This is a genomic window from Pseudomonas sp. WP18, assembly GCF_036689585.1.
In the GTDB taxonomy this organism is placed as follows: Bacteria; Pseudomonadota; Gammaproteobacteria; order Pseudomonadales; family Pseudomonadaceae; genus Aquipseudomonas; species Aquipseudomonas chlororaphis_E.
The window spans coordinates 5,761,773-5,785,577 of sequence record NZ_CP144758.1 but is presented as its reverse complement, the minus strand read 5'-3'; the positions used below and the strand labels follow the sequence as shown (position 1 = coordinate 5,785,577).

Annotated in this window: 17 protein-coding genes; 13 read left to right on the top strand and 4 right to left on the bottom strand. The window is 62.5% G+C overall.

Translation table 11 applies throughout. The features are described from left to right. Positions 1-467: 467 nt before the first annotated feature. The 3 genes from V5F23_RS25815 to V5F23_RS25805 all read left to right on the top strand — a co-directional run bounded on the left by V5F23_RS25815 (position 468) and on the right by V5F23_RS25805 (position 7,199). The gene (locus V5F23_RS25815; protein WP_338496962.1) at positions 468-3,920 is read left to right on the top strand and encodes an alpha/beta fold hydrolase; all 3,453 of its coding nucleotides are present in this window, start codon (positions 468-470) and stop codon (positions 3,918-3,920) included. Positions 3,921-4,058: 138 nt separating this feature from the next. After that, positions 4,059-5,927 (top strand): hypothetical protein, encoded by a 1,869-nt coding sequence (locus V5F23_RS25810; RefSeq protein ID WP_042730740.1) that lies wholly within the window; start codon positions 4,059-4,061, stop codon positions 5,925-5,927. A 27-nt stretch (positions 5,928-5,954) separates the two neighbouring features. Next, positions 5,955-7,199 (top strand): metallophosphoesterase, encoded by a 1,245-nt coding sequence (locus V5F23_RS25805; protein ID WP_123579705.1) that lies wholly within the window; start codon positions 5,955-5,957, stop codon positions 7,197-7,199. A 102-nt stretch (positions 7,200-7,301) separates the two neighbouring features. Here the strand turns inward: V5F23_RS25805 and gbcA are convergent, their stop codons facing one another. Next, positions 7,302-8,597 (bottom strand): glycine-betaine demethylase subunit GbcA, encoded by a 1,296-nt coding sequence (gene gbcA / locus V5F23_RS25800; protein ID WP_042730735.1) that lies wholly within the window; start codon positions 8,595-8,597, stop codon positions 7,302-7,304. Between the two features lie 281 nt (positions 8,598-8,878). Here gbcA and gbcB point away from each other — a divergent pair, with 281 nt between their 5' ends. Then, the gene (gene gbcB / locus V5F23_RS25795) at positions 8,879-9,979 is read left to right on the top strand and encodes a glycine-betaine demethylase subunit GbcB (protein ID WP_042730734.1); all 1,101 of its coding nucleotides are present in this window, start codon (positions 8,879-8,881) and stop codon (positions 9,977-9,979) included. A gap of 220 nt (positions 9,980-10,199) precedes the next feature. Here the strand turns inward: gbcB and V5F23_RS25790 are convergent, their stop codons facing one another. Then, positions 10,200-11,240, bottom strand: a complete 1,041-nt coding sequence (locus V5F23_RS25790; RefSeq protein ID WP_047735908.1) for a low specificity L-threonine aldolase — start codon at positions 11,238-11,240, stop codon at positions 10,200-10,202. A 196-nt stretch (positions 11,241-11,436) separates the two neighbouring features. On the opposite strand from V5F23_RS25790, the gene V5F23_RS25785 reads away from it, so the two are divergent. The 8 genes from V5F23_RS25785 (at position 11,437) to fdhA (ending at position 21,634) form a co-directional block, all read left to right on the top strand. Then, positions 11,437-12,153, top strand: coding sequence for a TraX family protein (locus V5F23_RS25785; protein WP_212803109.1), 717 nt, complete (start codon positions 11,437-11,439; stop codon positions 12,151-12,153). 300 nt (positions 12,154-12,453) lie between these two features. Then, positions 12,454-13,707, top strand: coding sequence for a serine hydroxymethyltransferase (gene glyA / locus V5F23_RS25780; protein WP_042732030.1), 1,254 nt, complete (start codon positions 12,454-12,456; stop codon positions 13,705-13,707). A gap of 21 nt (positions 13,708-13,728) precedes the next feature. Continuing rightward, positions 13,729-14,979 (top strand): sarcosine oxidase subunit beta family protein, encoded by a 1,251-nt coding sequence (locus V5F23_RS25775; RefSeq protein ID WP_024779446.1) that lies wholly within the window; start codon positions 13,729-13,731, stop codon positions 14,977-14,979. Between the two features lie 18 nt (positions 14,980-14,997). After that, positions 14,998-15,327: a sarcosine oxidase subunit delta gene (locus V5F23_RS25770; RefSeq protein ID WP_042732031.1), complete on the top strand. Its 330-nt coding sequence runs from the start codon at positions 14,998-15,000 to the stop codon at positions 15,325-15,327. After that, the gene (locus V5F23_RS25765) at positions 15,324-18,341 is read left to right on the top strand and encodes a sarcosine oxidase subunit alpha (protein WP_047735910.1); all 3,018 of its coding nucleotides are present in this window, start codon (positions 15,324-15,326) and stop codon (positions 18,339-18,341) included. The genes V5F23_RS25770 and V5F23_RS25765 overlap by 4 nt, the downstream gene beginning before the upstream one ends. A gap of 190 nt (positions 18,342-18,531) precedes the next feature. Further along, positions 18,532-19,164: a sarcosine oxidase subunit gamma family protein gene (soxG, locus tag V5F23_RS25760; protein WP_042732033.1), complete on the top strand. Its 633-nt coding sequence runs from the start codon at positions 18,532-18,534 to the stop codon at positions 19,162-19,164. 206 nt (positions 19,165-19,370) lie between these two features. Next, the gene (purU, locus tag V5F23_RS25755; RefSeq protein WP_042729600.1) at positions 19,371-20,228 is read left to right on the top strand and encodes a formyltetrahydrofolate deformylase; all 858 of its coding nucleotides are present in this window, start codon (positions 19,371-19,373) and stop codon (positions 20,226-20,228) included. Between the two features lie 206 nt (positions 20,229-20,434). Further along, on the top strand, positions 20,435-21,634 hold the full coding sequence (fdhA, locus tag V5F23_RS25750) for a formaldehyde dehydrogenase, glutathione-independent (RefSeq protein ID WP_042729601.1): 1,200 nt from the start codon (positions 20,435-20,437) through the stop codon (positions 21,632-21,634). 174 nt (positions 21,635-21,808) lie between these two features. Here fdhA and V5F23_RS25745 read toward each other — a convergent pair whose 3' ends face one another. Continuing rightward, positions 21,809-22,021 (bottom strand): cold shock domain-containing protein, encoded by a 213-nt coding sequence (locus V5F23_RS25745; RefSeq protein WP_042729602.1) that lies wholly within the window; start codon positions 22,019-22,021, stop codon positions 21,809-21,811. 337 nt (positions 22,022-22,358) lie between these two features. Continuing rightward, on the bottom strand, positions 22,359-22,937 hold the full coding sequence (locus tag V5F23_RS25740; protein WP_212803106.1) for a hypothetical protein: 579 nt from the start codon (positions 22,935-22,937) through the stop codon (positions 22,359-22,361). Positions 22,938-23,118: 181 nt separating this feature from the next. On the opposite strand from V5F23_RS25740, the gene V5F23_RS25735 reads away from it, so the two are divergent. Beyond that, positions 23,119-23,697, top strand: coding sequence for a DUF2780 domain-containing protein (locus tag V5F23_RS25735; RefSeq protein WP_042729604.1), 579 nt, complete (start codon positions 23,119-23,121; stop codon positions 23,695-23,697). Positions 23,698-23,805: the final 108 nt, after the last annotated feature.

Below are 23,805 nucleotides of genomic sequence, written 5' to 3'. Positions count from 1 at the left end.
GATCCTCACTTGTCCCCATTTGCTGTGGGTGGTCATGTGGATAACTTGTTTGCGAATGGCCGCAGGGCCCGGCGGCTATAGTCCAAATCGCGATAGATCAAATTTCATACAGTTCTAAGTGGCTGCCTTGACGCAGGTCGGTCACCTGTCTTCACTCATGGCACAAGGACACCGCTTCTTTATCCAGATCAGGTTCAGGGAGAACGCATGATGGATAGCCCGCTCCCCTGCATGCATCGGTTTTCCCCCACGGTGTGCGTTGCGCCGCTTCTTGGCGCATTACCTAGACGGACCCGTCGTCGCGCCGCCAATCAGCGCGCGCGGCTATAGCGCGCCGTTGTCCGACTGATTCCCCGCCACACCGCTGACTGCCGCTCGAACCCCTACGGGTCGGTGGCCAGGCGTTCGCACGCCTTCGATTTACAGGCAACCGCAGAGTTGCCCCATCTGCCTGAGAGGACTTGAACATGACACGGATCTCGACCCCCATCAGCCAAATCCAGGAGCACTACGACGTCGTGGTCATCGGTTCGGGCTACGGCGGTGGCATTGCGGCCTCGCGCCTGTCCCGGGCCGGGCGCAAGGTATGTTTGCTGGAGCGGGGCCGGGAGATACAGCCCGGCGAGTACCCCAACACCCTGCTCGCCGCCACCGAGGAGTTGCAGGTGCACGACCCGGACGGCCACATCGGCTCGCGCACCGGCCTGTTCGACTTGCACGTCAACGCCCAGCAGAACGTGGTGGTGGGCTGCGGCCTGGGCGGCACTTCGCTGATCAATGCCAACGTTTCGCTGGAGCCCGAGCCCGGGGTGTTCGAAGACCTGCGCTGGCCGCAAGCGGTGCGTGAACACCGCGACACGTTGCTCAAGGACGGTTATGCGCGGGCCCGGGAGATGCTTAAGCCCAACGCCTACCCGGACTCGTCGCCGAACCTGCCCAAGCTCGACGCCCACAAGCAGTCGGCCGACTACCTCAAGCAGGGGGCGCATTTCTACAAGCCGCCGATCAACGTCACGTTCGACAAGCTGGCCAACAACCTCAACCACGTCGGGGTCGAGCAATTGCCGTGCAACGGCTGCGGCGATTGCGTCTCCGGCTGTAACAACAAGGCCAAGAACACCACCCTGATGAACTACCTGCCGGATGCCTGGAACCACGGCGCAGAGATTTTCTGCCAGGCGGAGGTGCGGCACCTGGAGCGCGACGGCGATGGCTGGATCGTGCACTTCCAATACCTGGACAGTGGTCGTGAGTTGTTCTCGGCGCCGACTCTGTTTGTGCGTGCCGACATCGTGGTGGTGTCCGCCGGGACCTTGGGCTCGACTGAAATCATGCTGCGCTCGCGGGACAAGGGCCTGTCGATGTCCAGTCAGCTGGGCGAGAACATGAGCGGCAACGGCGACATCCTCGGGTTCGGTCACAACTGCGACCAGACCATCAACGGCATCGGCTTCGGCGCTCATTCGGCCAAGGAGCTGGAGCCGGTGGGGCCATGCATCACGTCAATCATCGACATGCGCACCGAAGGCGACTGGCGCAGCCGCATGGTCATCGAAGAGGGCTCGATCCCCGGTGCGCTCGGCCGGGCCATGGTGCCGAGCATGGCGGCATTCGCCGGCATGATCGGTGTGCCCACCGACACCGGTTTCGGTGCCAGCCTCAAGTACAAGGGGCGCGAGGCCGAGAGCTTCCTGCGCGGGCCTTACTACGGCGCGCTGCATAACATGCAGACGTACCTGATCATGAGCCATGACAACGGCAAGGGGCGCATGGTGCTCGACCGCCAGGACCAGTTGCGCATCGACTGGCCCGGTGTCGGCGAGCAGGAGAACGTCACCCTCGGCAACGAGCGCCTGCACCAGAGCACCAAGGCCCTGGGCGGGATCTGGGTCGAGAACCCGATCTGGACCAAGTTGCTCAGGCACAGCATCGTGTCGGTCCATCCCCTGGGCGGTTGCGTGATGGGCGAAGACGCGACGCAAGGCGTGGTCAACCACAAGGGCCAGGTGTTCAGCGGCGCCAGCGGCACGGATGTCTACCCCGGGTTGTACGTGGCCGACGGGGCGGTGATCCCGACCTCCCTGGCGGTCAATCCGCTGCTGACCATTTCGGCGGTGAGCGAGCGCAACATGGGCCTGCTGGCAGCGGATCGGGGGTGGACCATCGACTACACGCTGCCGTCGGCCCCGAGCAAACCGGTGGCGGCGCCGACCCTGGGTGTGCAATTCACCGAGACCATGAAGGGCTATTTTTCCACCGCCTTCGCCCAGGCCCAGGGCACCGACCTGACGCTCTACGAAGCGGCGGCCAAGCGCGGCAAGGCCGATAACTCGCCCATCGAATTCACCCTGACCATTACCGCCGACGACCTCAATCGCCTGATCAAGGAGCCTGAACACGCCGCGACGCTGGTGGGCACGCTGGATGCGCCGATGCTCTCGCCCAAGCCGCTGGTCGCCAGCAATGGGGTGTTCAACCTGTTCGAGGTGTATCAGCAACAGGTTGGCGTGCGGCACATGAACTACGACATGAAGCTAACCGCCGAGGACGGCACCGATTACTACTTCAGCGCGTTCAAGACCGTGCCCGAGGACAATGGCGTGCTGAACATCTGGCACGACACCAGCACGCTGTACGTCACCTTGTATCGTGGACCGGACAAGACCGGCGCGGTGCTCGGCTCGGGGGTGATGCACATCCTGCCGACCGATTTCGCCAAGCAGATGACCACCATGAAGGTGCTCAACGCCCGCAATGAACGTGAGCGTGTCGAGGCCTTGGCGCGGTTCGGCAAGTTCTTCGCCGGGATCCTGTGGGAGAGCTACGGTGGGGTATTTGCCGGCGATGTCTACTTCAACCCGGACGCGCCGCCGCGTATCAAGCGGCCGCTGGATGCACCGGCGCCGACCGTGCATTTCTTCCAGACCGAGGACAATGTCGAGCTGCGCCTGACCCGTTACCAGGCCGGCACGAAGGGCCCGGTCATGCTGGTGCACGGCCTGGGCGTGGGGTCGAACATCTTTTCCACCGACACCATCCACACCAACCTGCTGGAGTACCTGTGCAAGCACGAATATGACGTCTGGCTACTGGACCTGCGGGTGAGCATCCTGCTGCCGGCCAGCAAGCGCGAATGGAACGGCGACCAGGTGGCCCAGTATGATTTCAAGGCGGCCATCGAGCAGATCCAGCAGGCGACCCTGGCCCGTGACGTGCAGTGCGTGGTGCATTGCTACGGTGCGACGACGTTCTTCATGTCGCTGCTGGCGGGCCTGCAAGGGGTGCGCTCGGTGGTCTGCTCGCAGATCGCCGCCGACACGGTGGTCGCCACGGCCACCGGGCTGAAGGCCGGCCTGCACTTGCCGGGCATGCTCGACGCCATCGGCATCAAGTCCCTGACGGCCTACGCTGACAACAAGGAGAATTGGTTCAACAAGCTCTACGACAAGGCCCTCAACGGCTATGCGCGGATCGAGGCCCAAGGCTATTGCACCAATCCGGTCTGCCACCGCATCACCTTCATGTACGCATCGCTGTATCGCCACGACACCCTCAACGAGACCCTGCACGACAACCTGCATGAACTGTTCGGTGAGTCGAACATGCACACCTTCGAGCACCTGGCGCTGATCGTTCGCAAGGGCCACCTGGTGGACTTCAAGGGCAATGACGTCTACATGCCGCATTTCGATCGGCTGAAGTTGCCGATCTGCTTCATCAGCGGCGCCGACAACCAGTGCTACCTGCCGCAAAGCACCCTCAAGACCTACCAGCGTCTGTGCGACCTGCACGGTCCACAACTGTTCAGCCGCCACGAGGTGCCGGGCTACGGGCATATCGACTGCATGTTCGGCAAGGATGCGGTGGTGGATGTGTATCCAATCATCCTCGAACACCTGGAGAAGACTGCGTTGGGTTGACGTCGGATCGAGTCGACTTCTTCGCGAGCAAGCCCGCTCCCACAGGGGTACGCGATCTCCTGTGGGAGCGGGCTTGCTCGCGAAAGCGCACTGAAGAGCGCTGCATTTAGTGATTACGCTCAAGGAAAAAGGATGCCCATGAACACTTACATCCGCTGGTTCCAACGCATCATCTGGGTCGGGATCGTCATGAACATGTGCTTCGCCATCCCGGCGCTGTTTGCGCCGGCGTTGCTGACGTCCATGCTTGGCCTGCCGCCCGTGTTGTCCGATCCCTGGCTGGAGAACGCCGGCATGTTGCTGGTGGGTATCAGCCTGTTCTACATGCCGTCGGGGTTCGCCGCGCCGCGCTTCGTGGTGAATTCCTGGCTGTGCGTGCTCTCGCGCCTGGTGGCAGTGGTGTTCTGGATCTACCTGATCAACACCAACGCCCAGGGGCCACTGTTCGTACCGATGCTGATGGGCGACCTGAGCATGTTCCTGATCCTGGGCGGGCTGCTGTACCTGGGCAGCCCGGTGGCCAATCGTCCGTTGGCGTTGCTCTGTGACGGTTGGCGGGCGTGGCGCGAAGGCTGGGCGCGACGCTGGCACAGGCCCGGCTTCAAGACCGGTGCGTTGGTGGTGGTGCTGGTGCTGGGGTTCATCGGTTACCAGACTTGGTACCAGATGATCCGCGAGGTGCCGCAGCCGGACTTCGCCTCCGACGAGGATCACTACAAGTACGCCGCCATCGGCCTGGGCATCGAGGCGCGGATCCCGTACTACCTGTTCGCCGTGCTGCCGCAGATGTGCCCGGAAAAACTGCCCAAGCCTGGCGGCTACGAAGTGTTCGGTTTCCTGTACGAGAACGGCAACGACCTGCCCATCGGCATGGCCAAGCGACAACTGGGCTACCCCACCGTGGAACCCAACTGCGCCCTGTGCCACACCGGCTCCTACCGGGCCAGTGCCTCTGACGTCGCGGTGCCGGTTGCCGCCGCGCCGGCCAATACCCTGCAACTGCAAGCCTTCCAGTGGTTCGCCTACGATTGCGCCAGCGACCCGAAATTCACCCCGGATGCGGTCATGGCCGCGATCAACGGCAAGTTCCAGTTGGGCTTCTTCGAGAAGCTGTACAACCGCTACCTGATCATCCCGATGGCCAAGAGCGCGCTGCTCAAGCAGAAACAGGCCTATGCCTGGCAGAAACTGCGTCCCGCCCAGGGGCCGGGGCGCACCGACACCTTCAACCCGACCAAGATGGTGGTGTTCGGCTTCCCGGATGATTCCACCATCGGCACCGTGGACCTGCCCCAGGTCTGGAACCAGAAACCCCGCGAGTCGATGTACCTGCATTGGGACGGCAATAACAACAAGATCCATGAGCGCAACTACGCCGCGGCGATGGCGGTGGGGGCGACGCCTGAATCGGTGCTGCCGCCCAGTTTCAACCGCGTGACCAACTGGCTGCTGGGCCACAAGGCGCCGGCCTGGCCGTTCGCCCTGGACTCGGCGAAAGTCGCCCAGGGCCAGCCGATCTGGGAGAAGAACTGCGCCGGTTGTCATGATTTCGGCCGCACTGACACGGGCCAGGTCACCACCAACATCGACCAACTGGGCACCGATCCCCATCGTCTGAACTCCTTCACCACGGGCCTGGTGACGGCGTTCCACGGGTTCAAGAAACCACCGTTCGACTTCAACGCCTACCGCAAGACCCAGAGCTACAGCAACACACCGACCGACGGCATCTGGCTGCGCGCGCCGTACCTGCACAACGGCTCGGTGCCGACCTTGTGGGACCTGCTGCTGCCGCCGGAGCAGCGCCCGCAGGTGTTCTACACCGGCTCCGACATCTACGACCCGCAGAAGGTCGGCTTCGTCACCAGCGGCGCGCAGATGAAAGCGTCGGCGGACTTCAAGTACGACACCCGCCTGGAAGGCAACCACAACGGCGGCCACCTGTACGGCACGCAGTTGTCGGACGTCGATAAGCGGGCCCTGATCGAGTTCATGAAGACCCTGTAGCCCAGGGCATTGCGAAGGAGCGTCCACATGTCATTACTGCATCATTGGGAACATGAGTTCGACAAGGTCAAGGTCCGCCTGCATGGGTTGGTCACGCGGCTGGAAATGTCCTGGAAAAAACTGGTCAACGACCTGGAGCCCGAGGAGTTCCAAGCCATCGTCAAGCTGTTGCAACGCGGCCACGACCAGGCGCGACACGTGATCGAGCACGGCGACCTGCCGGATGACGAACCGGCCGTGCCGTGGGAGCTGTCCCACGGCCTGTCGATCCTGAAGCTCGGCAACGCCGAGCCCTTGCCGCAGAGCGAGGACGAATTGCCGACCCGGGTACTCAAGGACGGCACCTTGCTGGGCTGTCGCAAATGGGAACTGCTGGACCTGTTATGGAGCGAGGCGCTGCTCAAGTGGATCGAGAACCTGCGCCATCACGCGACGTTCGCCACCACCCCGGCGCTGGTGAAGATGGACCGCGACGTGGTGTTGGCGATCGCCGGAGACTGGGGCACCGGGCCGTTCGACAGCCACGCGCCGGCGGTCGCGGTCGCCAACCAGATGCAACTGGCCCAGGCCGATTTCACCATCCACCTGGGGGATGTGTACTACGCCGGCACCCATTCCCAGGAAGACGTCGACATGGTCGGCTGGCCCCAGGGCAAGCACGGTTCGTTCACCCTCAACTCCAACCATGAGATGTACAGCGGCGCCCACGGTTACTTCAAGGAGCTGGCCAAGCGTTTCCCGGTGCAGCAGGGCACCAGTTATTTCGCCTTGTACAACGACGATTGGCTGGTGGTCGGCCTCGACAGCGCCTACGCCTCGGACGCCATGAACCTGTACATGGACGGCACCCTCAACACCCAGCAGATCGACTGGATGAAGGGCCTGCCCAAACGCAAGAAGTTGATGGTGCTCAGTCACCACCAGGGCTTTGATATTTCCGGGCACCACAAGACCGCGCTGTACCAGCCGGTGTGCGACGCCTTGGGCCGTGAGCCGGATTATTGGTATTGGGGGCATTTGCACAACGGCATTTGCTACGCCACCCAGGGCGGCTTGCATGCGCGATGCGCCGGGCATGGGGCGATTCCCTATGGCACCACCAGCGAGTTGAACGGGCATGCCCGGGTGCTGTGGTCGGAGACGCAACTGGCGGGGGATGAGGCGTATCCGGAGCGGGTGTTGAACGGGTATGTGAAGGTGCAGTTGAGCGGGGAGGCGATTGTCGAGACGTTCTATGGGGAGGATGGGTCGGTGCGCTGGTCTTCGAAGTAATCAGGTGAATGTCAGGCCGCTATCGCGAGCAAGCTCGCTCCCACAGGTTTGTGAACGACACAGAACCCCTGTGGGAGCGAGCTTGCTCGCGATGCTTCTGACTTAGCCCTGGACCGGCACACCCTTGAGGTACGGCGCCGGCTCGGCTCCCAGGTTGTTGAGCATGCGCTCGCTGTACCAGTCGACGAAGTTCACCACGCCGAACTCATAGGTCTTGGAGTACGGGCCAGGCTGGTAGGCGGTGGAGTTGATGCCGCGCTGGTTTTCCTCGGCCAGGCGACGGTCCTGGTCGTTGGTGGCGTCCCAGACTTCGCGCATGCGCGCCACGTCATAGTCCACGCCTTCGACGGCGTCCTTGTGCACCAGCCACTTGGTGGTGACCATGGTTTCCTGGGCGCTGATCGGCCACACGGTGAACACGATGATGTGGTCGCCCATGCAGTGGTTCCACGAATGCGGCAGGTGCAGGATGCGCATCGAGCCCAGGTCCGGGTTCTTGATGCGACCCATCAGCTTGGCGCAGCCTTGCTTGCCGTCCAGGGTCATCGACACGGTGCCCTTGAGCAGCGGCATGCGCACGATACGATTGCGCAGGCCAAAGCTGGCGTGGGCGTAAGGGATCTTCTCGGCTTCCCATGCGGCGGCGGACGCGGCCACGTGGTCCTTGAACGCCTGGTCGGCCCGCGGGTCGGTGACATCGTCCCATTCCAGCAGGGTCTTGAGCAGTTCCGGGTGCGAACCGCCGCAGTGGTAGCACTCGCGGTTGTTTTCCAGCACCAGCTTCCAGTTGGCCTTTTCCATCAAGGTGGTTTGCACCGCCACCTTGGTGTTTTCCATGTCGTACGGTTCCATGTAGTGGCTGAGCGTCGACAGGAAGTCATCGATGGCCGGTGGATTCTCCGCCAGGCTGATGAAGATGTAGCCGCCGGCGGTCTTCACGTTCACTGGCTTGAGGCCGTACTGCTTCATGTCGAAGTCGGCGCCCATCTCGGTGCCGGCGAACAGCAGGCGACCGTCCAGCTCGTAGGTCCACTGGTGATAATGGCAGACCAGCTTGGCCACCTTGCCTTTGTCGCTGGTGCACAGGCGTGAACCGCGGTGGCGGCAGACGTTGTGGAAGGCATGCACCACGCCGTCGGCGCCGCGAATCACGATGATCGGGTTCTTGCCGACCTGCAGGGTCAGGTAGTTGCCCTTGGTCGGGATCTCGCAGGTCATGCCGGCGATCAACCATTCCTTCTGGAAGATCTCCTGCATGTCGATGTCGAACAGGCGCTCGTCGCTGTAGAACGGCTGGGGCAACGAGAACGTGCGCTCGCGCTCCTGCAGCATCTGTGCGGTGGCCTTGCGTGCGGGTTCCAGCGGATCGCCCAGGCTCAGGGTTGTGGTCACGTCCATCGTTGTATCCTCATGGCCATCTGTGTGGCCGGCGAAATGACTAATCGGTTGTGCTACGCAAGGCAGAAAACGTTGTTTGTCTGTTGGGGCGAGTGTGGGGCCGCGCAGGGGGCGAACCTTATCCATGGGCGACATGGCCCAATCTGTTCCCGACGCGCAAGCCCCGGTGGTTGGGGGCTGGTCGCGATAAGTATGTCAATGTCGCGAATAGGTAAACGGCGGTGCCGGGGCCTGCGCACAATCGCCAACATGAAGGCCGGCAGTCGGCCGTGGAGATGAGCATGTCCAATAATTTCCTGAACCCGGTCACCACCCAGACCTGGGCCAATGGCCGACATATCGTGCGGTGCGTCAAAGTCATCCAGGAAACCTGGGATGTGCGTACGTTCTGTTTCATGGCCGACCAGCCGATCATGTTCTTTTTCAAGCCGGGGCAGTTCGTCACCCTGGAGCTGGAGATCGAAGGCCAGCCGGTCATGCGCTCCTACACCATCTCCAGTTCGCCGTCGGTGCCCTACAGTTTCTCGGTGACCATCAAGCGCGTGCCGGGCGGCAAGGTCTCGAACTGGCTGCATGACACCCTGCATGAGGGCCAGGAGCTGGCGGTGCACGGGCCGGTGGGGCTGTTCAATGCCATCGACTTCTCCGCCCCGAAAGTCCTCTACCTCAGCGGCGGCGTCGGCATTACCCCGGTGATGTCCATGGCACGCTGGTACTACGACACCAATGCCAACGTCGACATGGTGTTCATCCACAGTGCCCGCTCGCCCAAGGACATCATCTACCACCGCGAGCTGGAGCACATGGCGTCGCGGATCGACAACTTCAGCCTGCACCTGATCTGTGAGAAGCATGGCCTGGGCGAGCCTTGGGCCGGTTATCGCGGTTACCTGAACCACAAGATGCTGGAGCTGATGGCGCCGGACTTCATGGAGCGCGAGGTCTTCTGCTGCGGCCCGACGCCGTACATGAACGCGGTCAAGCGCTTGCTGGAGAGTGCCGGCTTCGACATGAAGCGTTATCACGAGGAATCCTTCGGCGCCACGCCGCCGGAAGCCCGGGCCGACGCCGTGGAGCAAGCCGAGCAGGCCGCCGAAGCGCCCGAAGTCGATGCCGCGGACCTGCACCTGGTGGAGTTCACCTCCTCGGGCAAGAGCATTCGCGTGGCACCGGGCGAAACCGTCCATGCCGCCGCCGCCAAGCTCGGCATGATGATTCCCAAGGCCTGTGGCATGGGCATCTGCGGAACCTGCAAGGTGTTGAAGCTGGGTGGGGAAGTGGAGATGGACCACAACGGCGGCATCACCGAGGACGACGAAGCCGAAGGCTACATCCTGTCGTGCTGCAGCGTGCCGAAGGGGGACGTGCGGATCGAGTTCTGATCCGCATCTCTCAGGCAGAACGTGGTTCCTTGTGGCGAGGGGATTTATCCCCGCTGGGCTGCGAAGCAGCCCCCAAACAGCCAACTCGGTTAACCGGATACACCGCGTCCACAGGTTTTAGGGCTGCTTCGCAGCCCATCGGGGATAAATCCCCTCGCCACAGGGTAACCATGTCCCCGGGCCAAACAGTGGTCCGGCCCGGCCTTGGGTGAATCTTTACTTAGCCCGCCATCACTTCCCGGATGTCCGCCGCCAGTTCCCTTACCCGCGCCTCTTCGGTGTCCCACGAGCACATGAAGCGGGCGCCGCCCTTGCCGATGAACGTGTAGAACCGCCAGCCGCGGGCGGTGAGGGTGGTGATGGCGGCTTCCGAGAGTTGCAGGAACACGCCATTGGCCTGGACCGGGAACATCAGTTCCACGCCAGGAATGTCACTCACCAGTTGCGCCAGGAGCTGGGCGCAGTGGTTGGCGTGGCGGGCGTGCTTGAGCCAGGCGTCGTCCTGCAGCAGGCCGACCCAGGGCGCGGAGAGAAAGCGCATCTTCGAGGCCAGTTGCCCCGCCTGCTTGCAGCGGTAGTCGAAGTCTTCGGCCAGGTCGTGATTGAAGAACAGGATCGCCTCGCCCACCGCCATGCCGTTTTTCGTCCCGCCGAAGCACAGCACGTCCACGCCGGCTTTCCAGGTCAGGTCGGCCGGGGAGCAGCCGAGGAAAGCGCAGGCGTTGGAAAAGCGCGCGCCGTCCATGTGCAGGTTCAGCCCCAATTCCTTGCAGGTGATGCTGATGGCGCGGATTTCTTCCGGGGTATAGACGCTGCCGACTTCCGTGGCCTGGGTCAGGGTCACGACGCGCGGTTTGGGATAATGGATGTCCTGGCGCTTGAGGGCGATCTCGCGGATCGAGTCGGGGGTCAGTTTGCCGTTTTCGGTGCGGGCCACCAGCAGTTTGGAACCGTTGGAGAAGAACTCCGGCGCCCCGCACTCGTCGGTTTCGACGTGGGCAGTTTCCGAGCAGATCACGCTGTGGTAACTCTGGCATAGCGAGGACAGTGCCAGGGAGTTGGCCGCGGTGCCGTTGAACGCGAAGAACACTTCGCAGTCGGTTTCAAACAAGGCGCGGAAATCATCGGCGGCCCGGTGGGTCCACTCATCGTCGCCGTAGGCGCGTTGGTGGCCCTGGTTGGCTTCTTCCATGGCGGCCCAGGCTTCGGGGCAAATACCGGAATAGTTGTCGCTGGCAAACTGTTGACTCTTGTCGGTCATGGCCTTGCTCCTGAGGTAGAGAGTCCTGGATAAAGAGTTCCCTGAGTGGACGTCCCGGGTGGGGGCGTTCCGGGGTCGGCGCGCTTGGGTCCACGACGCCGTGTTCGATGTTGGTGCGCACTTTACCCAAGATTAGCGGGGGAACACACCGGATGTTTCTGTCAGGAAATCACAATGTCATTGCGTCGCCTTGCCCATGAGCCGACGTGACGGGGCGCTGGATCTGCTCAAGTGGCTGGCTCTGTTGACGATGGTGCTCGATCATCTGCGATATGTCGGTTTCTCCGCCGATTGGCTGTACGTACCGGGGCGCCTGGCATTTCCCTGGTTCTGTCTGGCGATGGCGGCAAACCTGGCGCGCATCGGCGCCAGCGCCCTGCCGTGGCGTTACCTGGGCTGGTTGCTGTTGTTCGGCGCGGTGAGTGAAGTGCCTTATCGGCTGTTCTTTCCTGAGGGGGCGACGCTCAATGTGCTGCCGACCCTGACCCTGGGCTTGCTGGTGGCGCGCAGTTGGCAGACGCCGACCCTGGAGGCGCGCGGCCTGGCGGTGGGGGCGCTGTTGTTGTCGGCGTGGTTCTCTGCGCAACTGATGTTCGGCTTCTTCGGCGTGTTGCTGCCACTGGCGTTGCTGCTGGTGATTCGCCGGCCCTGGTACTTCGCCGTGTTGCCGGGGGTGGTGTGCGTGGCGGCCAATCAGTGGCGGGCGCTTTACGGCGCGGCGTGGCTGGGCAATGCCGTGGCGCTGTGGGGGTTGGTGGCTTGCCTGCTGGCGCCAGTGCTTGGGCTGTTGCTGTTGCGACAGGCTGGTCGTATTCATCCGCCGGCGATGCGGCGTTGGGCTTATGCACTTTATCCAGCGCATTTTCTGGTTCTGCTCGTGGTTCGGCAGGTCATTACCCAAGCAATGAGATGAAGGCCTGTGGCGAGGGGATTTATCCCCGTTGAGCTGCGAAGCAGCTCCCTGAATCAGTCAATCCGGTCATTCTGATACACCGCACCCGCAGGCTTGGGGGCCGCTTCGCGCCCCAGCGGGGATAAATCCCCTCGCCACAGTGATCGCGTCATACGCCATGTCGTAAACGCGCCTTTGTGTGGCGTCCATAGGCATTTGACCTGTCTGCGCCAGCCATACCATCGCTTCCAAAGGGCACGACCAAAGGGTCCGTGCCTCACCGAGACGAAAAGGCGCACCGCCGCCGCTGGGAGAGACGCGATGTTCAGCAAGCAAGACCAAATCCAAGGCTATGACGATGCACTGCTGGCGGCGATGAATGCCGAAGAGCAACGCCAGGAAGATCACATCGAGCTGATCGCGTCGGAAAACTACACCAGCAAGCGTGTGATGCAGGCCCAGGGCAGTGGCCTGACCAACAAATACGCCGAAGGCTATCCAGGCAAGCGCTACTACGGTGGCTGCGAGCACGTCGACAAGGTCGAAGCCCTGGCCATCGAGCGCGCCAAGCAACTGTTCGGTGCCGACTACGCCAACGTCCAGCCGCACTCCGGTTCTTCGGCCAACAGCGCCGTGTACCTGGCCCTGCTGCAAGCCGGCGACACCATCCTGGGCATGAGCCTGGCCCACGGTGGTCACCTGACCCACGGCGCCAAGGTGTCGTCCTCGGGCAAGCTCTATAACGCGGTGCAGTACGGCATCGACACCACCACCGGCCTGATCGACTACGACGAAGTCGAGCGCCTGGCGGTCGAGCACAAGCCGAAAATGATCGTTGCCGGTTTCTCGGCCTACTCCAAGACCCTCGACTTCCCGCGTTTCCGCCAGATCGCCGACAAGGTCGGTGCGCTGCTGTTCGTCGACATGGCCCACGTGGCGGGCCTGGTCGCCGCCGGCCTGTACCCGAACCCTCTGCCTTATGCCGACGTGGTCACCACCACCACCCACAAGACCCTGCGCGGTCCACGTGGCGGCCTGATCCTGGCCAAGTCCAACGAAGAGATCGAGAAGAAGCTCAACGCCGCGGTATTCCCCGGCGCCCAGGGCGGTCCGCTGATGCACGTGATCGCCGGTAAGGCCGTGTGCTTCAAGGAAGCGCTGGAGCCCGGCTTCAAGGCCTACCAGCAGCAAGTGATCGAGAATGCCCAGGCCATGGCTGGCGTGTTCATCAAGCGCGGCTACGATGTAGTGTCCGGCGGCACCGATAACCACCTGTTCCTGGTCAGCCTGATTCGTCAGGGCCTGACCGGCAAGGACGCCGATGCCGCCCTGGGCCGCGCCCACATCACCGTCAACAAGAACGCCGTGCCGAACGACCCGCAGTCGCCATTCGTGACCTCGGGCCTGCGCATCGGTACTCCGGCGGTGACCACTCGCGGTTTCAAGGTTTCCCAGTGCGTGACGCTGGCCGGCTGGATCTGCGACATCCTCGACAACCTCGGCGACGCCGATGTCGAAGCCAACGTCGCCCAGCAAGTGTCGGCCCTGTGCGCGGACTTCCCGGTTTATCGCTGAGTCGGTTTTGGAGTAATGACTATGCAACGCTATTCGGGCTTCGGCCTCTTCAAACACTCTCTCAGCCATCACGAAAACTGGCAGCGGATGTGGCGCACGCCGACCCCGAAGAAAGTCTACGACGTGGTGATCGTCGGCGGTGGCGGGCATGGCCTGGCGACCGCCTACTACCTGGCCAAGGAACACGGCATCACCAACGTGGCCGTGGTCGAGAAGGGTTGGCTGGGCGGCGGTAACACCGCGCGCAACACCACCATCGTGCGCTCCAACTACCTGTGGGACGAATCGGCCCACCTGTACGAGCACGCCATGAAGCTCTGGGAAGGCCTGTCCCAAGACCTGAACTACAACGTCATGTTCTCCCAGCGCGGTGTGTACAACCTGTGCCACACCCTGCAGGACATCCGTGATTCCGAGCGCCGGGTCAACGCCAACCGCCTCAACGGCGTGGACGGCGAACTGCTCAACGCCAAGCAAGTGGCCGACGAGATCCCGTACCTGGATTGCTCGAAGAACACCCGTTACCCGGTGCTGGGCGCCACTGTCCAGCGTCGCGGCGGCGTGGCCCGTCACGATGCCGTGGCCTGGGGCTTTGCCCGTGCCGCCGACGCCTTGGGCGTGGACCTGATCCAGCAGACCGAAGTGATCGGTTTCCGCAAGGAAAACGGCGTGTGCATCGGCGTGGAAACCAACAAGGGCTTCATCGGCGCCAAGCGCGTCGGCGTGGTGACCGCCGGTAACTCCGGGCACATGGCCAAGCTGGCCGGTTTCCGCCTGCCGGTCGAATCCCATCCGCTGCAAGCGCTGGTGTCCGAGCCGATCAAGCCGATCATCGACAGCGTGATCATGTCCAACGCCGTGCACGGCTACATCAGCCAGTCCGACAAGGGCGACCTGGTGATCGGTGCCGGTATCGACGGCTGGGTCGGCTACGGCCAGCGCGGTTCGTACCCGGTGATCGAACACACCATCCAGGCCATCGTCGAGATGTTCCCGGTGCTCTCGCGGGTGCGCATGAACCGCCAGTGGGGCGGCATCGTCGACACCACGCCGGACGCCTGCCCGATCATCTCCAAGACCCCGGTGCCGAACATGTTCTTCAACTGCGGTTGGGGCACCGGCGGCTTCAAGGCCACCCCGGGCTCGGGCAACGTGTTTGCCGCCAGCCTGGCCAAGGGTGAGATGCACCCACTGGCCGCGCCGTTTTCCATCGACCGTTTCCACAACGGCGCATTGATCGACGAACACGGCGCTGCTGCCGTCGCCCACTAACAGGAAGGAGAAATCCCTATGTTGCACATCTTCTGTCCTCACTGCGGCGAACTGCGCTCCGAAGAGGAATTCCATTCGTCCGGCCAGGCGCACATCCCCCGTCCACTGGACCCGAATGCCTGCACCGACGAGCAGTGGGGCGACTACATGTTCTTCCGCGACAACCCGCGCGGCCTGCACCATGAGTTGTGGATCCACGCGGCCGGTTGCCGCCAGTACTTCAACGCGACCCGTGACACGGTGAGCTACGAAATCCTGGAAACCTACAAGATCGGCCAAAAGCCGCAATTCACCGACAAGGCTGACAGTCCGAAAGCGGCCGCACAGGCTCTGGGAGAGAAGGTATGAGCCAGATCAATCGCCTGTCCAACGGCGGACGGATCGACCGCAATAAAGTGCTGAGCTTCACCTTCAACGGCCAGACCTACAAAGGCTTCGAAGGCGACACCCTGGCCGCCGCATTGCTGGCCAACGGTGTCGATATCATTGGCCGCAGCTTCAAGTATTCCCGTCCGCGCGGCATCTTCGCCGCCGGTGCGGAAGAGCCAAACGCCGTGTTGCAGATCGGTGCCACCGAAGCCACCCAGATCCCTAACGTGCGGGCCACGCAACAGGCGCTGTACCAGGGCCTGGTCGCCACCAGCACCAACGGCTGGCCGAACGTGAACAACGACATGATGGGCATCCTCGGCAAGGTCGGCGGCAAGCTGATGCCGCCGGGCTTCTACTACAAGACCTTCATGTATCCACAGTCGTTCTGGATGACGTACGAGAAGTACATCCGCAAGGCCGCGGGCTTGGGTCGCTCGCCGACCGAGAACGATCCGGACACCTACGACTACATGAACCGTCACTGCGACGTGCTGGTGGTCGGTGCCGGTCCTGCCGGCCTGGCTGCCGCGCTGGCAGCGGCCCGCAGCGGTGCGCGAGTGATCCTGGCAGACGAGCAGGAAGAGTTCGGCGGTAGCCTGCTCGATTCCCGCGAGAGCCTGGACGGCAAGCCGGCCACCGAATGGGTGGCGGCGGTGATCGCCGAGCTGCGTTCGATGCCGGAAGTCGTGCTGTTGCCGCGCGCCACCGTCAACGGCTACCACGACCATAACTTCCTGACCATCCACGAGCGCCTCACCGACCACCTCGGTGACCGTGCGCCGATCGGCCAGGTGCGCCAGCGCATCAACCGTGTCCGCGCCAAGCGCGTGGTGTTGGCCACCGGCGCCTGCGAGCGGCCGCTGGTCTACGGCAACAACGACGTGCCGGGCAACATGCTGGCCGGTGCGGTGTCCACCTACGTACGTCGCTACGGCGTGGCACCGGGCAAGAAACTGGTACTGAGCACCAACAACGACCACGCCTATCGCGTGGCGCTGGACTGGTTCGACGCCGGCCTGCAAGTGGTCGCCGTCGCCGATGCCCGTAGCAACCCACGGGGTGCGCTGGTGGAAGAGGCGCGTGCCAAGGGCATCCGCATCCTCACCGGCAGCGCCGTGATCGAGGCCCGTGGCAGCAAGCGCGTGACCGGTGCCCGTGTCGCCGCGATCGACGTGCGTGCACAAAAAGTCACCAGCCCAGGCGAATGGCTGGACTGCGACCTGGTCGCCAGTTCCGGCGGCTACAGCCCGGTGGTCCACCTGGCTTCGCACCTGGGCGGCAAGCCGATCTGGCGTGAAGACATCCTCGGTTTCGTACCGGGCGAAGCACCGCAGAAGCGCGTGTGCGTCGGCGGCGTGAATGGCGTCTACGGCCTGGGCGATTCCCTGGCCGATGGTTTCGAAGGCGGCGTGCGTGCGGCCAGCGAAGCCGGCTTCAAGGCGGTAGAGGGCGTGTTGCCCAAAGCCTTGAGCCGCCACGAAGAGCCGACCCTGGCGCTGTTCCAGGTGCCTCACGAAAAAGCCACTGCACGGGCGCCGAAGCAATTCGTCGACCTGCAGAACGACGTCACTGCCGCCGCGATCGAACTCGCCACCCGCGAAGGCTTCGAGTCGGTCGAGCACGTCAAGCGCTACACCGCCCTGGGCTTCGGCACCGACCAAGGCAAGCTGGGCAACGTCAACGGCCTGGCCATCGCGGCGCGTTCGCTGAACGTGAGCATCCCGCAGATGGGCACCACGATGTTCCGTCCGAACTACACGCCGGTGACCTTCGGCGCGGTGGCCGGCCGGCATTGCGGGCACATCTTCGAACCGGTTCGCTTCACCGCGCTGCACGCCTGGCACGTGAAGAACGGTGCCGAATTCGAAGACGTCGGCCAATGGAAACGCCCTTGGTATTTCCCAAGGAACGGCGAAGACCTGCACGCTGCGGTCAAGCGCGAATGCAAGGCCGTGCGTGACAGCGTCGGCCTGCTGGACGCCTCGACCCTGGGCAAGATCGACATCCAGGGCCCGGATGCCCGCGAGTTCCTCAACCGCATCTACACCAACGCCTGGACCAAGCTCGACGTGGGCAAGGCTCGCTACGGCCTGATGTGCAAGGAAGACGGCATGGTCTTCGACGACGGGGTCACCGCCTGCGTCGCCGACAACCATTTCATCATGACCACCACCACCGGCGGTGCGGCCCGTGTGCTGCAATGGCTGGAGATCTACCAGCAGACCGAATGGCCGGACCTGAAAGTGTACTTCACCTCGGTCACCGACCACTGGGCGACCATGACCCTGTCGGGGCCCAACAGCCGCAAGCTGCTGAGCGAAGTCACCGACATCGACCTGGACCGTGACGGCTTCCCGTTCATGACCTGGAAGGAAGGCCTGGTGGGCGGCGTGCCGGCCCGGGTGTTCCGGATCTCGTTCACCGGTGAGCTGTCGTACGAAGTCAACGTGCAGGCCGACTACGCCATGGGCGTGCTCGAGAAGATTGTCGAGGCGGGCAAGAAGTACAACCTGACCCCGTACGGCACAGAAACCATGCACGTACTGCGGGCCGAGAAGGGCTTCATCATCGTCGGCCAGGATACCGACGGCTCGATGACCCCGGACGACCTGAACATGGGTTGGTGCGTGGGCCGTACCAAACCGTTCTCGTGGATCGGCTGGCGCGGCATGAACCGTGAAGATTGCGTGCGTGAGAACCGCAAGCAACTGGTGGGCCTCAAGCCGATCGACCCGAATGTCTGGCTGCCGGAAGGCGCGCAATTGGTCTTCAACCCCAAGCAGGCGATCCCGATGACCATGGTCGGTCACGTGACCTCCAGCTACGCGCACAACTCCCTGGGCTATTCGTTTGCCATGGGTGTGGTCAAGGGCGGTCTGAAGCGCATCGGTGAGCGAGTGTTCTCGCCGCAAGCCGACGGCAGCGTGATCGAGGCAGAGATTGTTTCTTCGGTGTTCTTCGATCCGAAGGGGGATCGGCAGAATATCTGATGACCGTCAGATTCTGTGGAGGCAGGGCTGCCGCATTCGCGAGCAAGCCCGCTCCCACAGGATCGAAGGGGTTGAAGAAATTTAGGCCAGGCATCAATCCAATGTGGGAGCGGGCTTGCTCGCGAAGACGGCAGCACAGTCACTACAAGGGTTGAGCCCAGCGCACTACTGAATTCAAGACAGGTGCTATATGACAGCAGCCAATGTTTACCAACAACGCCCGACCACCGGGGCCAAAGCCGAGTCGTCGCTGCACCATGCCGACCTCGCCAGCCTGGTGGGCAAGGGCCGCAAGAACGCCGGCGTGACCGTGCGCGAGAAAAAACTGCTCGGCCACCTGACGATTCGTGGCGACGGCCACGACGCGGCCTTCGCCGCGGGTGTGCACAAGGCCCTGGGCATCGAGTTGCCGGGCGCGCTGAGCATCATCGTCAAGGGCGAAACCAGTCTGCAATGGATGGGCCCGGATGAATGGTTGCTGGTCGTACCGACCGGTGAAGAGTTCGCCGCCGAGCAAAAACTGCGTGAAGCCCTGGGCGACCTGCACATCCAGATCGTCAACGTCAGCGGCGGCCAGCAGATCCTCGAACTGTCGGGCCCGAACGTGCGCGACGTGCTGATGAAATCCACCAGCTACGACGTCCACCCGAGCAATTTCCCGGTGGGCAAGGCCGTGGGCACGGTGTTCGCCAAGTCGCAACTGGTGATCCGCCACACCGGCGAAGACACCTGGGAGCTGCTGATCCGCCGCAGCTTCTCGGATTACTGGTGGCTGTGGTTGCAGGACGCTTCGGCTGAGTATGGCTTGAGTGTTCAGGCCTGAGATACCACGGTCTAAATCCGAACATTTTTGTGGCGAGGGGATTTATCCCCGTTGGGCTGCGCAGCAGCCCTAAACCAGTCGCCGCGGTGTATCTGGTTGGATTGTATTTAGCTTTATTGGGGCTGCTTCGCAGCCCAGCGGGGATAAATCCCCTCGCCACAGGTTGTGTGTTCGGGGATTAGCCATAACAAACAGGAGTCACCGCAATGAGCCGCGCCCCAGACACATGGATCTTGACTGCCGATTGCCCCAGCGTGCTCGGCACGGTGGACGCGGTGACCCGCTTTCTGTTCGAGCAGGGCTGCTACGTCACTGAACACCATTCCTTCGACGACCGTCTTTCGGCGCGGTTCTTCATTCGCGTGGAATTCCGCCAGCCCGAGGGCTTCGACGAACAGGGTTTCCGTGCCGGCCTGGCCGAACGTGCCCAAGCCTTTGGCATGGTCTTCGAGCTGACTGCGCCGAACTACCGGCCCAAAGTGGTGATCATGGTCTCCAAGGCCGATCACTGCCTCAACGACTTGCTCTACCGCCAGCGCATCGGCCAGTTGTCCATGGACGTGGTGGCCGTGGTGTCCAACCACCCGGACCTCAAGCCGCTGGCCGACTGGCACCAGATCCCCTACTACCATTTCCCCCTGGACCCGAACGACAAACCGGCCCAGGAGCGCCAGGTGTGGCAGGTGATCGAAGACACCGGCGCTGAACTGGTGATCCTCGCCCGCTACATGCAGGTGCTGTCGCCGGAGCTGTGCCGCAAGCTCGATGGCAAGGCGATCAACATCCATCACTCCCTGCTGCCGGGCTTCAAGGGCGCCAAGCCGTATCACCAGGCCTACAACAAGGGCGTGAAACTGGTGGGCGCGACGGCGCACTACATCAACAACGACCTGGACGAAGGCCCGATCATCGCCCAGGGCGTGGAGGTGGTGGATCACAGCCACTACCCCGAGGACCTGATCGCCAAGGGGCGGGATATCGAAGGGCTGACGCTGGCCCGGGCGGTGGGGTATCACATTGAACGGCGGGTGTTCCTCAACGCCAACAGAACGGTCGTTCTCTAAGCCGACATCGCGAGCAAGCCCGCTCCCACAGGATTTGTGTCGGTATACAAATATTAGTTACACCGAAAAACATGTGGGAGCGAGCTTGCTCGCGATGAGGCCCTTACAGACAACAAAGAAACAAAGACACAAGCACTAACCCGAGCAATCAACGCGCTGCCTGTCTAGGCAACGCAGTTTCATAAAAACAACAGCGAGGTGAAAGCATGTCCGGTAATCGTGGTGTCGTGTATCTCGGCCAAGGCAAGGTCGAAGTGCAGAAAATCGACTATCCCAAAATGCAGGACCCGCGCGGCAGGAAGATCGAGCACGGCGTCATCCTGCGCGTAGTCTCCACCAACATCTGCGGCTCCGACCAACACATGGTGCGTGGCCGTACCACCGCCCAGACCGGCCTGGTCCTGGGGCACGAGATCACCGGTGAAGTGATCGAGAAGGGCAGCGACGTCGAGAACCTGAAGATCGGTGACCTGGTGTCGGTGCCGTTCAACGTGGCCTGCGGCCGCTGCCGTTCCTGCAAAGAGCAACACACCGGTGTCTGCCTGACCGTCAACCCGGCACGTGCCGGCGGTGCCTACGGTTACGTCGACATGGGCGACTGGACCGGCGGCCAGGCCGAATACGTGCTGGTGCCGTACGCTGATTTCAACCTGTTGAAACTGCCGGACCGCGACAAGGCCATGGAAAAAATCCGTGACCTGACCTGCCTCTCCGACATCCTGCCAACCGGCTACCACGGTGCCGTCACTGCTGGCGTCGGCCCAGGCAGCACCGTGTACATCGCTGGCGCCGGCCCGGTTGGCCTCGCGGCCGCTGCTTCGGCGCGCCTGCTGGGTGCGGCCGTGGTGATCATCGGTGACGTCAACTCCATCCGCCTGGCTCACGCCAAGGCGCAGGGCTTTGAAATCGTCGACCTGTCCACCGACACCCCACTGCACGAGCAAATCGCCGCATTGCTGGGCGAGCCAGAGGTTGATTGCGCCGTTGACTGCGTCGGCTTCGAAGCCCGCGGCCATGGCCACGACGGCGTCAAGCACGAAGCCCCGGCCACCGTACTCAACTCACTGATGCAAGTGACCCGCGTTGCCGGCAAGATCGGTATCCCCGGCCTGTACGTGACCGAAGACCCGGGCGCCGTCGATGCCGCCGCCAAGATCGGTGCCCTGAGCATCCGCTTCGGCCTGGGCTGGGCCAAATCCCACAGCTTCCACACCGGCCAGACCCCGGTCATGAAGTACAACCGCGCGTTGATGCAAGCGATCATGTGGGACCGCATCAACATTGCCGAAATCGTCGGTGTGCAGGTGATTAGCCTGGATGATGCGCCGAAGGGGTATGGCGAGTTCGATGCGGGTGTGCCTAAGAAGTTTGTGATTGATCCGCATAAGATGTTTAGTGCGGCTTGAGGTTGGTTTGAAAACAGGAAGGGCGACTATATGTCGCCCTTTTTATTTTGGATCAATCATCGGTACAACAGTAGGCTCCGTCGAAGTGGTGCGACGGATTGGCGATTTTGCTGGAGGGAAAGACGCAGGTTATTGCGTTGAGCGGTATGACGGTAATCCCTCAAAGAGACCTCGTTATTCGGGCGCCACTCTCGTCGCCTGCTTGCCCTTCACACCCTGCTCGATTTCAAACGAGACGGCTTGTCGCTCTTTCAATGTCTTGTAACCCTCGCCGTCTATCGCTGAGTAATGAACGAACAGTTCTTCACCCCCTTTGCCGCAGGTAATGAAGCCATAGCCTTTTGCATCGTTAAACCATTTAACGGTTCCTTTGATTCGGTCGCTCATTTTTATTGTCCTATGCCCGAATGAATAAAGGCGCAGGGAGCTGAAGGCTCGTCCGCCTCGTTTCCGTTGACACAATGGGAGCTTAATTTCGGGCAGAACGAGTGCCTACTGTCAGAGCTGACAGTCGGCCATGCCGAAAGGAAATAACCGTTTGCCGGTGATATTCAGATGACTGTCACGAAGCGGTCATGCCGCAGCGCGGCTGCCTGTACCCCACTGACCAAACACCATTGTGGCGAGGGAGCTTGCTCCCGCTGGGGTGCGAAGCAGCCCTCGCTTTTCAGAAGCCAGGGGCGAGCGCTGCGCACTTGAGCGCGAGCAAGCTCGCTCGCCACGGTCAGTCGCGGGCGGTTGCCGTCCTGACCCGCTCGCAGAATTCAGGGTAGAAACCCTGTGTACTCGGGTTGCGACAGTCGTCTTGAACCTGGGCCAGGGCGGCACGGCTCAATGTCAGGCTACGGGGTTGGCTGGCGAAGGTGGTGTAGCCGTCCTGTTGGGTCTTGATGGCGTCGAAACCCTGCATGTCGTAGGCCAGCTCCACATCGTCGTCGGCCAGCCGTCGGGCCTGGACCGTCACGTGGGTGTACTGCTTGCCGCCCGGCGCGTTATTGAGCGCCGCCAGGCCGTGGCCGACCACGCGCAGCAGGTCTCCCACCCAGGCGTCGTCGCTTTCCGGGGGTACAGCGGGACGATAGCGCACCGTCAGCGTTTGCGGGTCGTTGCGGATGACTTCGGTCAGGGCCGGGTCGTAGCGCTTGATACGGTGTTCAATGGTCAACCAGGTCTTTTGCTCGTCGCTGGTGCCGTCGGCCACTTCAGGGTTGAGCGGGCCGCGTTGGCATTCGCTGACGCCCAAGGCAATGAGCATGCCCGTCAGGATGACCGCGAGCGTCGCTCCACCGATTTTTATATTCATAAGCAAAACTCGCGAGAGGGAGGCGCACTGTACGGTAACCCGGCGGGCGTTGACAGTGGGGCGAGGCGTGATCGGTCGTCGACATCCATACGTGGAACAATCGCCTTGGGGCCCAGTCCAACGCCCGATTTCATACCGCCGACCCCAGGCGGTTTTTCATTGCCCCGAGAGGTTCCCCCAAATGAAGGTTTCACGCGGTTTCGCCCTGTCTTGCCTGCTCTCGTTCGCGGCGAGCCCGGCCTTCGCCCAATTCAGCCTCGATGATGCGGCCAACGTGTTGTCGGCGATGCAGGGCAATCAGAATGGGCAAGGGGAGGGCGCGGTGGCCGCGGCGCCAAAAGCCGCCGGATTGCTCAATACGCTCGGTTCGGAACTCAAGATCACCCCGGAACAGGCCATTGGCGGTGCCGGTGCAATGCTCGGGCTGGCGAAGAACCGACTTAGCGAGCCGCAGTTTTCCGAGTTGAGCAGAAGCGTGCCGGGCCTTGATCAGATCGCCGGTAACCATGCCCTGGGTGGGCTCAATGGTTTGGGTGGGTTGCTGGGTGGTGGCTCGGACAAGAGTGCCTTGCTCGATGGTTTGCTGGGTAACGTCAAGGATACTCGGGACTTGAACAACGCTTTCAGTGCGCTGGGCATGGACACCGGGATGATTGGCCAGTTTGCGCCGGTGATTCTTGAGTATCTTGGGCAGCAGGGAGTGGGGAGTTCGTTGTTGCAGAATTTGGGTGGCATCTGGGGCGGTGGAACGGGTGTCTGATCAGTGGTTTTCGCTATAAGGCCATGCACACGGTTCTGTGAGGATGCGGCCGGCTTGTCCCCAGGTTCGATGAAAGGTCCAGTCATCAGGACCTTGCATCGGCGGCTT